We start from the raw sequence: 13183 nt of genomic DNA, 5'->3' as shown, positions 1-13183 counted from the left end.
CGGTGAACTGCACAAGGTCAGGTGCTATATGGCGAAGGTTGTTTATCGGTACATCGTAATTTTCGCCTCCGATTTGCCTAAGAACCTCGATTCCAACTTCTGAAAATTGCGATCGCAAGGGCCTGTCCCAACCGTTGATGCTGCTCTGCCGACAGATGGATGCCATCCCAACCATCAGTCATCCCAATCGCTTCTGCCTTCTGCCTTCCCTATGCCCTCCGGGCAGGCTATGCCAACGGCTTCGTTGCCCCTGCGGGGCCGCTACGCGCTTGGCGGAGCCTGACTGAAAGTCATACAGGACAAGCTGCCTTCTGCCCTCTGCCCTCTGCCTTCTGCCTTCTGCCTTCTGCCTTCTGCCTTCTGCCTCTCCCCACTTCCCGTTTTCCGCTCTCCATCCTCCGGTCTCCCTCATCACCGTACCCCCAGAGAGGGAATGAAATCCTGAGGATCACGGGCGACCCATCCCAAGGACGTATTGGAGCGCACTTCGAAGAAGAGAAAGCTGTCGGTGTTGCCAGCAGGCACGGCTACCCGGCCCACCGATGCCCCCTGCTGCAATGACTGGCCTACGGTAACAGCAACCTCCCCGAGATTGGCATAGCGAGTCTGTAGCCCCTGCTGATGATTGATCACCACCAGGGTGCCGTAGGTGTCGTGGGCACCGGCGAAGGCCACTACTCCGGGGCCAACCGCCAGGACTGGGGTCTCTGCTGGTGCTGCCAGAGTAACACCGCTGTGAAAGACCAATTCCTCACGATCGTGATGGGGCTGCCAACCATAGCCGGTCAGAATCGTGCCTGGATTCGGCAAGGGATAGCCCTGCAATGGATGAGTACTGCGACGGGTACTGTCCGACGTAGTCGAGGGCGGCATTATCCCTGGGAACCAATTTACCCCCGGCACGAAGATCTCATCGGGCACAGTGGCTGGGCAACCATTGATCTCAAACAGCACATCAGCCCTGACCCGATAGGCATCTGCCAGTTGCTGCCAGGTCTGCCCTGGGGAGACGGTCACCTGAATGCCGTTGTAGGGAGGGATGCGTAGAGAACGCCCTACCCTTAGGGAATCGGGGGATGCGCCAGGATTCATACCCAATATGGTCACTGGCAGTACCCCATATTGCTGGGCAATGCTATCTAGGGTTTCGCCAGCGGTAATCCGATGTGCTACTACCCGACTCAAGGCTGGTACTGGGCATAATGTGCTGCGATCTGCCCCATGATCAGCAACGGTGCTGGCTAGGGACTGAGCAGCGGCGGATTGCACTAACCCAAGGGATACTACGCTCAGCAGCAAGACTCTCCAGGAGACTGTTGCTGCCGCTAAGAAGCGATACACCATCATCATTGCGGGGCACTATTGCGGATTACTATAGTTGAGGAGATACTCGTCACCGCGGCTGTGAATCGAGGCGCTTTATGGGATCTTCAGGGTATTACCCCGATCGTAGCAGGTGAAATTTTCGCTAGAGTAAAGGCAGCAGAGTTTCTCTGCCAAGTTTAATTGGCTTCTCGCCGACGAGGAAACACCATGGGGTCTTACCCGAAACAGGCGGTGATGATAGCTGCTGCATTAGTGGCAGGCTGCGGCGCAGGCTGGGTTGGTCATCACTACACTACTCAACTGCTGCTGCCGGAACCAGAGACAACCGATGTGTCTCCTGTACTGAGCACATCTCTGCAATCCGTTGTCGACTCTGAGTCTGTGGAGCCGAGAGTGACGCGGGCAGCCCGTCGGAGTAACCCCAATTTCATTGCAGACGCCGTTGAACAGGTGGGACCAGCGGTCGTGCGCATTGATGCCGCTCGCTCCCTCATGGGGGATATGCCCGACGCCCTACAAAATCCCCTGTTTCGTCGCTTCTTTGGCGATGAAATGCCGGAGGACGCCATTCCGGATCAGATTGAACAGGGCACCGGGTCCGGCTTCATCATCAACCCGAATGGCCGCATCCTCACCAATGCCCATGTGGTGGAGGGGGCCGACAGGGTAACTGTCACGCTTAAGGATGGTCGTAGCTTTGAAGGCTCTGTGGTTGGGGCGGACTCGGTCACCGATGTGGCAGCCATTAAGATCGATGCGACGGATCTGCCGGCAGTGGCCTTAGGCACGACTGAGAACTTAGCCCCCGGCCAGTGGGCCATTGCCATTGGTAACCCCCTGGGGCTGGATAATACAGTCACTGCCGGCATCATCAGTGCCATTGGTCGTACCAGCTCCCAAGTCGGCATTCCTGATAAGCGGGTCCAGTTTATTCAAACCGATGCCGCCATTAACCCAGGCAATTCTGGGGGGCCTCTGTTAGATGATCAGGGGCAAGTCATTGGCATGAATACAGCGATTCGAGCCAATGCCCAGGGACTGGGGTTTGCCATCCCTATTGAAACGGCGGAACGCATTGCCGAGCAGCTCTTTACCACCGGTGAGGTGCAACATCCCTACTTGGGGATTCAGATGGTAAATCTATCGCCGGAGATGCGACAGCGAATCAATACCGACCCCGAACTCAATGTCAAAGTCGATCGAGATGAAGGGGTGATCATCGTCCGTGTGCTCGAGGGAACGCCAGCAGAGGCAGCAGGGCTGTTGCGGGGAGATATTATCCAGAGCATTAACGGTAAACCGATCGAAACCCCGACGGACGTACAGACCCAAGTAGAGGGCACCGAGATCGGTGAACCTGTAACTGTTGAGGTAATTCGCGATGGCGAGACCCGCAGCATAGCGGTGCGACCGACGGCGTTGCCACCCGATCTACAGTGATTGCTATGCGATTTGTCCGAGTCGGCAACGGCGCCAGCTGAGGTGCGTGCGATCGCAATGGACTGAAAAATCAAGAGTCAGACAGCTGGGGTCGCACAGTACCAGGGCAAAAGCCGTTAGAGCATTTTAAGCCTCCCTATTGCCGATGGAACGCCACCCAATCACCTGCGATCGCATCTAGCGAAACGCAGGCAAACAGCAAACAATTCGCCACGGCTATCCCCCAGTGGAGAAGCCTGGAACACTGATCTGGAACACCGATACAGATTGGTTCGGCTGGTACTGCGATGCCTAATCGCTGTCAGGGTGGTGAGACTCCGACTCACTGCCAAAGGATGACCAGGATCCGGACAACTGGTCTTCTAGTTCCATCCGCTGTTCCATCTGGCGGAGAAAATAGCCCGTCATCATGGCTGAGGCCAAAAGACCGGCGAGGTTTTCTCGATCAGTGGTGACTTTTACGTTAAACCCATCTGCAGGTAGCACTCCAATCAATCCCTGCACGTTATGGGAAATAATCTGTTTAATATCGACACTAACTGACTGAGCGATGCGGGTGAGCACCTCTGGAGACTGATTTTGCAGGTACTGTAGCAGTTGATTAGACTGCTCACTGTCCGTCGGAATGCTCATGAACTCGGCATCTTCAGGGTTAAACACCATAAATATTCTAGGAACCTACATCTACACCTTAAGACCTATCTGCGGGATTAGGCGAACTTCTCCCAAGGAGCTTCCCAAGGATGGGAAATGATCTCGCTGGCTGACTTGGGGTGTGGCTGGTCCGGTCGATAGTGAAAGCACCCCTGCACCTGATGTTGCAGACAGTTAGTTACAAAAGGTATTGACTGATCATATCGTACTGAATTGGAGACGGCTGCTCATGAGGCCTGATCTAGGCTAGAGGCCGCCTCATCCTGGGCATCTGTCGCGGGGCGAGACTGCTGAATGGTGGGCAGTTGGTCGATTTCAAAGTGTTGATGAAACTTTTCGGTGACGTGCAGCCAGAAAGAGCGACCGTCTGACTGACGGCGTTTTTTCACAAAGCCCAATTGCACCAGTTCTTGCACATGCTGGTAGGCACCGGAGCCGCGCAAGTCTACCAGGTCAGTCTGACTGATGGGGCCTTTGAGAGCAATGGCTGCTAGGGTACGCAGGGCCCCTAGCCCTAGATCGAGAGGAATCAGGGCATCGACCAGATAGCGATAGCCTTCTTTGAGCTGCAGACAATACCCGGCCTTGGTCTCGGCCACTTCGAGGGCGCTGGCCCGGTGGGCGTAGTCGTCCATGAGCTCCATCAGCCCCTCTTCCGCGTCGCTGCGATCGCAGCGAGCATAATCAGCAATCTCATTCAGGCTCAGGGGGCGGCCCTTGAGATAGAGAATGGCTTCGATGGTGCTGGCCAGGGGAGGCATGGCGACGGTCAAGACAATACTGGGTTTAGTTTAGAGTATCGCTACGGCTGCCCATTGTGCGCCTCTGCCCCCTTATACCAATTCTCTGGCGCCCCTCAGCCCCCAACTCTATTGCCAATCGTAGGTGGCGTTTTCTACAAGAACTGGCATTCCCCCCATAGTAGCCATTACGTCTGCCTTGGCGTCTTAGCCTAGGTCATGGCCAGTGAGTTCTACGAAGATATCTTCCAGGTTAGAGGGGCGGGCCATCATGCCGGTTTTGTCGGGTTGCTGGTCAACATGCTCGTGGGCGGCAGTCAGGGTGGGGAAAAATAAATAGTCCCAGCGATCTCCCCGTTGTGTCATGACAAGTCCTTCCCCGTGTTTGTGGCGCAGTTGCTCCAGGCTGCCGATCTCGATCAACTGGCCTTGGTCTAAAATGCCGATGCGATCGCACAGATATTCCACCTCTTCCATGTAGTGAGTGGTCAGCAACATGGTGATGCCCTGCTGATTGAGTCCCTGGATAATTTCCCAGAGGCGACGGCGGGTTTGGGGATCGAGGCCCACCGTCGGCTCATCTAGGAAGAGAATATTCGGCTCATGTAACAGGGCACGGGCGATTTGCAACCGCCGCTTCATCCCCCCCGATAGGGTCTTGACCTTATCATTGCGGCGCTCTGCCAACTCCACAAACTCTAGCCACTGCACAATTTGGCGCTGACGGCGAGGATTCGGTAGATGGTGCATGCGACCATGGAATTCCATGTTTTCCCAAACGGTCAAATCCCCATCAACGCTAGTCTGTTGCAGCACCACGCCAATCTGGCGGCGCACCTCTAAGGGCTGGCGAGAGACGTCATAGCCTGCCACCACAATATCTCCCTGGGTGGGTTGCGTCAGGGTGGTGATCATGCGCAGGGTGGTGGATTTGCCAGCTCCATTGGGCCCCAAGAGACCAAACATTTCCCCTGCTTCGATGGTCAGCGACAGATTGTTGACCACGGGGATGTTGTTATAAACCTTATGAACGTTTTGCAGTAGAACCGCAGCCGCCATAGTCGCGCTCAAAACTCCCCTCTGATAACGGTATCACTCTCGAATCAACAGTATGCGAGCCCACATTCACAACGACGTCCTCTATCTCCATCGCGACGACGTACCCCAGTACCAAAAAACGGGCTCGGTGGTACGAAATACCTTTTTCTGGGCCCTGCGCTCCATTGCCGACCGCAGTCGACGGGACCAAGACTGGGAATATGAAGCCGCCGTGTGGATCGCTCTCAACCGCATGTTAATGGCCTTCGCTGAATCCGGATATCTGGGCTACCGGGAAACCCTGCTGGAATTTGAGGGCGATGCCCAGATTCCAGAGGTCTTGCGGTCAACCAGCACTTGGGACAATTCTGTGCATGACCCAGGCTAGAGCCCTCAGGACAGCATAGACAGTTCGCCTCGGCTGAGGGGCTAGAGAGCCCAAAGCACTGCCAGTGGCTCCGCACCCGCAAAAAAGGGTGAGCTTGTCGCTCACCCCAGCAAATATCCTCTAGCCGTAATATGGCTGCCGCCGTTGCGCGGCATCGGTGCATCGTTGATGACGCGCTTACATCAGGCCTAGTTGTGCCAGGATGCCTTGGCCGGTCAACAGCTCAGTCGCTAGACCGATGATGAATCCCAGCATAGCCAGGCGGCCATTCCAGTTTTCAGCAAATTGAGTAAATCCGAACTTAGCTTGCTCTTCAGCCATGGTTTAAGAACCTCACTCGCTTCATCAGGAGACGTTGAATCGTCCTTGTAACTAAATATTAACTGCTTGACGCCAAAGTTGCAACATTTCTTTAGGATTTTAGGTATAGCGCCAGAATGGTTGCAGGGTTTACCAAATCAGGACTTTAGCTATTCCTTTCAATAGAGGCCAGCGTGGCAGCATTAAAAACGCCCCGCATACCTTGACACAGGGCGAGGGTTGTGGGTGATGGGGAAGGTGAAAACGGAGAACGGAGGACGGAGAACGGAGGATGGAAAAGGGGTGGAGGTGGGATGAGTAGCGAGTAACGAGTAACGAGAATTACCCTTCACTCTTCACTCTTCACTCTTCACTCTTCACCCTTCACTCCTTCACCCTTCACTCCCCTACGACTCCTGCAGAGCTTGCTCCTCGACAGCCGGGCTCTCCGCCTGCTGGGCCCGTTCTTTATCCCGGCGGCGTTTGCGGGCGTAGAGTTGAATCGTGACGGCCATGGCTAGGGTAAGGCCGACCACTAGCCAGGTGGTGGCGTCGGCGGGCAGGTTATTCTTGAACACCACTAGCATGACAATGAGCACCAGCAGTAGGGTGGGGGCTTCATTGAGGGCCCGGAGTTGGCGGCTGGACCAACGGCATTCTCCCTGCTCTAGCTTTCGCATCAGGCGAGCGCAATACATGTGATAGGCCAGGAGCACAGCCACCAGGCCAAGTTTGGCATGCATCCAGCCGGATTTTAGGTAGTCCGGCATCAGCACCAGCAACCCAATGGCCATGGCCACCGTGACAATCATGCCAGGGGTGGTGATGATGCGGTAGAGCCGTTTTTCCATCAAGGTATATTGCTGCTTGAGAATGCTCTGGGCCGGTTCTGGTTCGGCATCAGCCTCGACATGGTAAATGAATAGACGCACCAGGTAGAACAACCCGGCAAACCAGACGACGACACCAATGATGTGAAACGCTTTGAACCAGTAATACGCCATAGCTAGGTTGAGTAAACAATCCAACGGCCAATGAGGGCTTGGGATCTTCTGCCTGTAGATAGGGAGTGCTGAAGCAAGGAGCAGCATCTAGGCTGCCGCCACTGTGTCGTCCCAATATCTAGGGGCAATTGAGAGGCCTGGAGTCGGCAATTAAGATCTTATGTTGCTAATGGTAAAGATCCCAGAATCTATTCTGGGCCAGTAGGTTCTGATTTTTCAGGGCTGGGGCTAGATCTTAACGTTTAGTAGCGATCCCGGTTGGCAGAACCCAGGTGGAACTGTCCTGACTCAGCTGCTCAGTCCTGCAAAAGGGAACGGAGCTGTTGCGTAAGGAAAGATGCACCATGGCAGATATGAGTTGGTTAGTCGCTCACCTGATCGCCACGGCTAGTCAGGCTGAGGGAACGCCTGGGCCGGAGACGCCAACCCCTGATGTTAGTCAACCTCAAGCGCGAGACGCGTGGGCGAGAGTGCCTGGAATACGTGCGATCGCACCGCCGACGATGCCCGACTCTCCTCTACTCTTGCCAGAGGACTCCTGCCAAGTGCCCCAATCTAAGGCCAAGACGCCCTGTGCGGTGCCCCCTGATCCCCGGCCCCATCCCCAAGACTCCCTAGAGGCGACTCGGTCCACCCTAGAGGTGCCCCCTCCAACGATGCCGTTCCCAGAGCACACCACGCCTACCGTGCTTGACGCTGCTCCTGAAACCGCCCGTCTGGCCCCGCCGAGGACGGTATCCCCATCCCCCCGACCCCAAACCGGTAGCCAGCTCTATCGCCAGCGGTTGGCGGCCCTGCGAGCCGGCCAGCTCTACACCCGTATTGCTCCCAGTCAGTTTGCTAGCCAGTGGCAACAGGCTGGGCAGTCTCCTAGCCAGCGGCAGTGGTTGGCCTTGCTGCAGCAAGAGGCCAGAGCAGTTGCTGCCGGCCAGGGGCAGAACCGTCTGACCGTGGTGGTGGGAGATTCCTTGAGCCTGTGGTTACCGTCCGAGCATCTGCCCAGGGATCGCTTCTGGCTGAATCAGAGTATTTCTGGGGAAACCACTGCCGATATTCTCAACCGATTAGACACCTTTGCCCAAACTCGCCCTGACACGATTCACCTGATGGCTGGGATCAACGATTTAAAGAATGGGGTGCCTGTGAATAGGGTGGCTAGAAACTTGCGGCAAATCGTGCGGCAGCTGCAACAGCAACATCCCCAGGCTCGCATCGTACTCCATTCCATTCTGCCCACCCGCTGGGACCATATTCCCAGCCAGCAGGTGCAACGGTTGAATCGAGACATTGCCTGGATTGCCCGCCAGGAAGAGATTCAATTTCTAAATGTGGCCACTGACTTTGCCGATGCCCAGGGCCGACTACGCCCTGAGCTCACCACCGACGGCCTCCACCTCAATGTCCAGGGTTATCGTCTCTGGCAGACGGCCATTCTATCGATCTAGCACTAAGACAAAACTTTAATGCGGGGCGGGTTATAGACACGAAGTGGCTTCTCTCTGAGTAAACCGCTGCTATACAATCGAAGGCGGCCTGTGCCGACTATCTTACTGAGCTGAAAACCCGCGCAGGCGGGTTTTCTTGGTATAGGCGTGGCTTCTAGCCGCCAGCCGTAAGATTTTTGTCCGTCTTCTGCGGTCTGGTTTCTGCCTTTGGCCGTAGCTGCCGCTATGCTGAAGGGATAGACAGAGAGGAGCCCTGTGGTCAGCAGTCCTTCCCTCGATCGCCCTGCCGTGCTGCAGGAGCTATACCGTGGTCTGCGCCATGGTCAACAAGCCATGGCCGATTGGACCGGAGGTCCCTTGGCGGTCTCGGCGGTGCCAGGGTCGGGAAAATCTACCGGTATGGCGGCGGCGGCAGCCTTTACCATTGCTCAGCAGCGACTCCATGGTCGCCGCCAGTTGATATTAGTTACGTTCACCCGCTCGGCAGCGGCGAATCTGAAGGCCAAGGTGCGATCGCATCTGCAGCAGCTATCCCTGCCCCAAACCAGCTTCGTCACCTATACCCTACATGGCTTAGCCCTGACCATCGCCAGCCGCAACCCAGAACTCTCCAACCTCAACCTAGAGACCCTGACCCTAGTCTCCCCCAGCCAGAGCCATCGGTTGATGCGTCAAAGCGTAGAGCGTTGGATCACCCATCATCCCGAGTTATATCAGCACTTGATCGAAGGCCGTCAATTCGACGGCGAAGAAACCGAGCGGCTGCGGCGGCAATCGGTGTTGCGCACCGACGTCCTGCCGACGCTAGCCCATACCGCCATCCGAGAAGCCAAAAGCTCGGGTCTGCTGCCAGAGGTCCTGGCCGAGTTAGCGACCAGTCTCCATCGCATCGATACTGACGGTGGTACCGACTATCCGGTGCTCACCCTGGCGGCAGGGCTTTACCAGCAGTATCAAGACGGCCTACAGCAGCGGGGCTTCATCGACTACGACGACATGATTCTGGCGGCCTTACGCGCCCTGGCGGACCCTGAGACGCGACGATTCTGGCAATCGCGGGTATTTGCCGTGTTCGAGGACGAGGCCCAAGACTCCTCGCCGCTACAGACCCAACTGCTAGAGCAACTGGCCGCGGCTCCCCAACACCCAGATCAAAACCTGAATCTAATCCGGGTGGGCGATCCCAACCAGGCCATCAACTCCACCTTCACGCCGGCAGACCCGGTGTACTTCAACCAATTTTGCGATCGCTGCCAGGGGCAAGGACGCCTGGTGACCATGGATGAAGCCGGCCGCAGCAGCCCCATCATCATGGCAGCGGCCAACTTCGTACTGGGCTGGGTCAACCAGACCGTGGCGATGCAGCCATTGCCCTTTCGGCCCCAAACCATTCGACCAGTGCCCTGCGGTGATCCTCAGCCCGATGCCAACCCGGCTCCCCTGGGTGAGGGGGTTACCATTCAGACCCCAGACACCATTCACGATACGGTAGCCGCCATCGCCCAGCAGATCCTAGCAGGCACGATGGCCCCCCACACTTACAGTTGGGCCATCCTGGTGCGGGAATATCGCCAGGGTCAATTTATCAGCCATCATCTCAGACAGTGCTATGGTTCCGACCTGGCCGCGACTGGGATTCATCTCTACGACGTGGGCGAACAGGATCGCCAGACCCAAGTGCCCCGGGAGATGCTCACCCTGCTGCAGTTCATCCAGCGGCCCCATTCTGCCGACACCCTGAAGGCGGCCCTACGGGTATTGGTAGACCGTCGCCGCATTCCCGGCCAAGATCTCGACGCCCTAGCCAGTGCCCCTGAACAGTTTCTCTACCCGACCCCCCTAGACCCACCGCGAACCACCGATGCGGCTCGCCAGGCTCAGCACCTCTGTGTCAGTTTGGTGCGATCGCGATTTGAATTGCCCCCCTACCACCTGGTGCCCTTCATCGGCCTCAGCCTCGGCTACAACCAGAGTGAACTGGCCACCGCCGACAAGTTGGCGACTCGCTTAGGCCAACAGGCCCAGGCTGCCATGGGCTTAAACACCCTGATTCAGATCCTGCGAGACATCGTGGATACCGAGCGCTTCGAAGCTGTAGAGACAGAAGATACCGACGATCTCTATACCCGCCGGGGCCAGCTAACCGTGATTACCATGCACAAAGCCAAGGGCCTAGATTGGGACGGCGTATTTCTGCCCTTTCTGCACCAGCGCACCTTGCCAGGAGAGCTTTGGGTGCCACCCCAAGCCCAATTTCTAGGAGACTTTACCCTAGCCGAAGTAGCCCGGGCTCAAATCCGGGCCCATGCCCACGGAGACGCCGCCGCCCAGCCTATGCCCAATGCCATAGCCGCCTGGCACCAGGCCCAGACCCTGAAAACCGCGGAAGAATATCGCCTACTCTACGTCGCCATGACCCGGGCCAAGCGTTTTTTGTGGCTGTCAGCCGCCCGCCAGGCTCCCTTCACCTGGAGTAAACCGGATGCTTTACAAGAAGCACCCCCCTGTCCAGTGGTGCCAGCGTTACAGCGCTGGCGGCAACAACAGCCCCTGGCATAACTCTGGTCATGGTTCCGTAGCGATTGCTATAGGATGACTATGGTCCTCTGCAGGCTAACGAGTCATACTGACGATCGATTGTGCTGGGGAGCAAGAACCATGAGTCGCACCGTAATTAAATTTTCCTCCGAGGACTGCGGCATCTGCCACAAGATGTCGTTCTATGATCAGAAAGTCGCCACGGAGCTGGGCTTGGAATTCGTCGACGTGAAGATGCAAGACACAGCGACTTACCGCAAATATCGCAATGTGTTGCTGGCTCAATATCCCGATAAAGCTCAAATGGGATGGCCGACATATATCATCTGCGATGATCCAGACGGGGACTTCACCATCCTGGGAGAAGTCAAGGGAGGACATCCTAAAGGCCAATTCCGCAGCCGCTTGCAGGCGGTCCTAACGGGGAACACTCCAACCTAAGATCGAGGCAAAATCATTGCACATCGTTTGACCTCCCACCCTGCCCAGGGCCATAACTATTTCTGCACCAATGCCTATGGCCTACGACCAGCTCTTCCACCAGATTGATCATTTGGTCATGTGCCACTCCCCGAGTGGAGCCGAGACCGAACTGAATACATACCTGTTAGATCGTCTGAGTGCTTTAGGCGTCGAGCACTGGCAAGACGAGGCTGACAATATCATTGCCAAGATTCCCGGCCGTAGTCAGACCAGCGACAACGGAGCCGCTCAGCCTGAGCGGGCCATTGCCATTACTGGCCACAAAGACGAAATTGGTGCCATCGTCAAGACCATTCAGCGCAATGGGCGTATTACTGTTGGTCCCCTAGGCGGGGCCTTCCCTTGGGTCTATGGCGAAGGGGTGGTTGATGTATTGGGGGACCATACTACCGTCAGTGGCATTCTCTGCTTTGGCTCCCGCCACGTCTCCCACCAATCTCCGCAGAAAGAACATCAGGAAGGTAAGGCCGTCCTCTGGGAAGATGCTTGGATCGAGACCACTTTGTCTCAAGAGGCTTTGGCAGATGCTGGTGTTCATCCTGGCACGCGGGTAGTGGTAGGCAAGCACCGCAAGCGCCCCTGCCGCCTGGGCAATTATATGGCCAGCTATACCCTCGATAACAAGGCCTCGGTAGCCATCTTATTGGCTCTGGCTGAACGGCTGCAGCAGCCTCCAGTAACGGTCTATTTAGTTGCCTCTGCCAAGGAAGAAGTGGGAGCCGTAGGAGCCCTTTACTTCACCCAACGCCATCGGCTCGAAGGTCTGATTGCTCTAGAAATTTGTCCGCTTTCCAGGGAATATCCGATTCAGGCTGGGGAGCAGCCAGTGTTGCTCTATCAGGATGGCTATGGTCTCTACGACGATGGGCTCAATCGTGATATTCGCCGAGCAGCAGCGGTGGCAGGTGTCTCCCTGCAATTGACTACTCTTAGTAGTTTTGGCAGTGATGGCTCCATCGCCATGAAATTTGGCCATGTGTCTCGAGCCGCCTGTCTGAGCTTCCCCACCCAGAACACCCATGGCTATGAGATTGCCCACTTAGGGGCCATTGCTGAGTGTATTGAGATCCTGGTGTGTTACTGTAACGACCTGTGAAAGGCCGATGGTTTCGTGATGGCCTTTTCTAGAATGACTATAGAGGAGACTGAGTCCCTCACCTACGCCAATTAGGGGGTTATATGGCCAAAGCTGTCGCCGACGTGATGACACCGAATCCACTAACGGTGCGTCCCACTACTGTCTTGAAGGATGCTGTGCAGGTGCTAATCGATCACCACATCAGCGGCATACCGGTGACAGATGATACCGGCCGACTGGTGGGAATTTTGTCGGAATCAGATTTGATGTGGCAAGCTACTGGCGCGCCTTTGCCCGCCTATATCACCTTGCTTGACAGTGTGATCTATCTGAAAAATCCGGTTCGCTACAACCAAGAATTGCACAAGGCGCTGGGGCAATTAGTCCGAGATCTAATGACTGAACAGGTGGTGACGGCAACGCCAAGCCAGTCGATTCGGGATGCAGCCCAAACCATGCACGACAAACATGTGCGGCGTTTGCCCGTGGTTGATCAGGACCGCAAGGTGGTGGGCATCCTCACCCGGGGCGATATCGTGCGGGAAATGGCTAGAAGTTACGATGAGACGGCCCAGTCTGTTTGATATGGCCATAACAGCGGTTGCTATCTGGTGCAGGGTTAAATCGTTTTCTCGAGTCCCGCACCAGATACTGGTTAGGTGAAATATTGCTTAATGTTGGTAGCTCCTGGCATGGGACGAAGGCTTGACCCTGCTACCACAGAGGTTTTTCAGAGCAATCACCCTGAA

13 protein-coding genes are annotated in these 13183 nt (G+C 56.2%); 7 read left to right on the top strand and 6 right to left on the bottom strand.

From position 1 onward, the window contains the following. Positions 1-411 precede the first annotated feature (411 nt). Positions 412-1299, bottom strand: coding sequence for a M23 family metallopeptidase (locus tag XM38_RS20325; RefSeq protein WP_202978932.1), 888 nt, complete (start codon positions 1297-1299; stop codon positions 412-414). 234 nt (positions 1300-1533) lie between these two features. On the opposite strand from XM38_RS20325, the gene XM38_RS20320 reads away from it, so the two are divergent. Further along, entirely contained in the window at positions 1534-2766 is a 1233-nt protein-coding gene (locus XM38_RS20320) for an HhoA/HhoB/HtrA family serine endopeptidase (RefSeq protein ID WP_080813180.1), read from the top strand. A 291-nt stretch (positions 2767-3057) separates the two neighbouring features. Here the strand turns inward: XM38_RS20320 and XM38_RS20315 are convergent, their stop codons facing one another. The 3 genes from XM38_RS20315 to XM38_RS20305 all read right to left on the bottom strand — a co-directional run bounded on the left by XM38_RS20315 (position 3058) and on the right by XM38_RS20305 (position 5219). After that, positions 3058-3429 carry a DUF760 domain-containing protein gene (locus tag XM38_RS20315; protein WP_080813181.1) on the bottom strand — a complete coding sequence of 124 codons (372 nt, stop codon included), beginning with the start codon at positions 3427-3429 and terminating at the stop codon, positions 3058-3060. Positions 3430-3647: 218 nt separating this feature from the next. After that, positions 3648-4181, bottom strand: a complete 534-nt coding sequence (scpB, locus tag XM38_RS20310) for an SMC-Scp complex subunit ScpB (protein ID WP_088430880.1) — start codon at positions 4179-4181, stop codon at positions 3648-3650. Between the two features lie 186 nt (positions 4182-4367). Further along, positions 4368-5219 (bottom strand): ABC transporter ATP-binding protein, encoded by an 852-nt coding sequence (locus XM38_RS20305; protein WP_088430878.1) that lies wholly within the window; start codon positions 5217-5219, stop codon positions 4368-4370. A 52-nt stretch (positions 5220-5271) separates the two neighbouring features. Between XM38_RS20305 and XM38_RS20300 the strand changes: the two genes are divergently transcribed. After that, entirely contained in the window at positions 5272-5586 is a 315-nt protein-coding gene (locus XM38_RS20300) for a hypothetical protein (RefSeq protein WP_080813184.1), read from the top strand. Between the two features lie 177 nt (positions 5587-5763). Here XM38_RS20300 and XM38_RS20295 read toward each other — a convergent pair whose 3' ends face one another. Together XM38_RS20295 and hemJ are read right to left on the bottom strand one after the other, a co-directional pair. Further along, a complete protein-coding gene (locus tag XM38_RS20295) occupies positions 5764-5907 on the bottom strand; it encodes a chlorophyll a/b-binding protein (protein WP_080813186.1) in 144 nt (47 codons plus the stop codon). A 386-nt stretch (positions 5908-6293) separates the two neighbouring features. Continuing rightward, the gene (gene hemJ, locus XM38_RS20290; RefSeq protein ID WP_088430876.1) at positions 6294-6890 is read right to left on the bottom strand and encodes a protoporphyrinogen oxidase HemJ; all 597 of its coding nucleotides are present in this window, start codon (positions 6888-6890) and stop codon (positions 6294-6296) included. A 344-nt stretch (positions 6891-7234) separates the two neighbouring features. Here hemJ and XM38_RS20285 point away from each other — a divergent pair, with 344 nt between their 5' ends. The 5 genes from XM38_RS20285 to XM38_RS20265 all read left to right on the top strand — a co-directional run bounded on the left by XM38_RS20285 (position 7235) and on the right by XM38_RS20265 (position 13018). Beyond that, the gene (locus XM38_RS20285) at positions 7235-8335 is read left to right on the top strand and encodes a GDSL-type esterase/lipase family protein (RefSeq protein ID WP_088430874.1); all 1101 of its coding nucleotides are present in this window, start codon (positions 7235-7237) and stop codon (positions 8333-8335) included. 255 nt (positions 8336-8590) lie between these two features. Next, the gene (locus XM38_RS20280; RefSeq protein WP_225889372.1) at positions 8591-10894 is read left to right on the top strand and encodes an ATP-dependent helicase; all 2304 of its coding nucleotides are present in this window, start codon (positions 8591-8593) and stop codon (positions 10892-10894) included. Positions 10895-10993: 99 nt separating this feature from the next. Beyond that, the gene (locus XM38_RS20275; protein ID WP_080813190.1) at positions 10994-11314 is read left to right on the top strand and encodes a thioredoxin family protein; all 321 of its coding nucleotides are present in this window, start codon (positions 10994-10996) and stop codon (positions 11312-11314) included. A 76-nt stretch (positions 11315-11390) separates the two neighbouring features. After that, positions 11391-12452 (top strand): M42 family metallopeptidase, encoded by a 1062-nt coding sequence (locus XM38_RS20270; RefSeq protein ID WP_080813192.1) that lies wholly within the window; start codon positions 11391-11393, stop codon positions 12450-12452. Between the two features lie 83 nt (positions 12453-12535). Continuing rightward, positions 12536-13018 carry a CBS domain-containing protein gene (locus XM38_RS20265; protein WP_088430872.1) on the top strand — a complete coding sequence of 161 codons (483 nt, stop codon included), beginning with the start codon at positions 12536-12538 and terminating at the stop codon, positions 13016-13018. Positions 13019-13183 lie beyond the last annotated feature (165 nt).

Source organism: Halomicronema hongdechloris C2206 (assembly GCF_002075285.3).
GTDB lineage: Bacteria > Cyanobacteriota > Cyanobacteriia > Phormidesmidales > Phormidesmidaceae > Halomicronema_B > Halomicronema_B hongdechloris.
The sequence above is the reverse complement of the archived record's forward strand: the minus strand, read 5'-3'. Positions and strand labels throughout refer to the sequence as shown.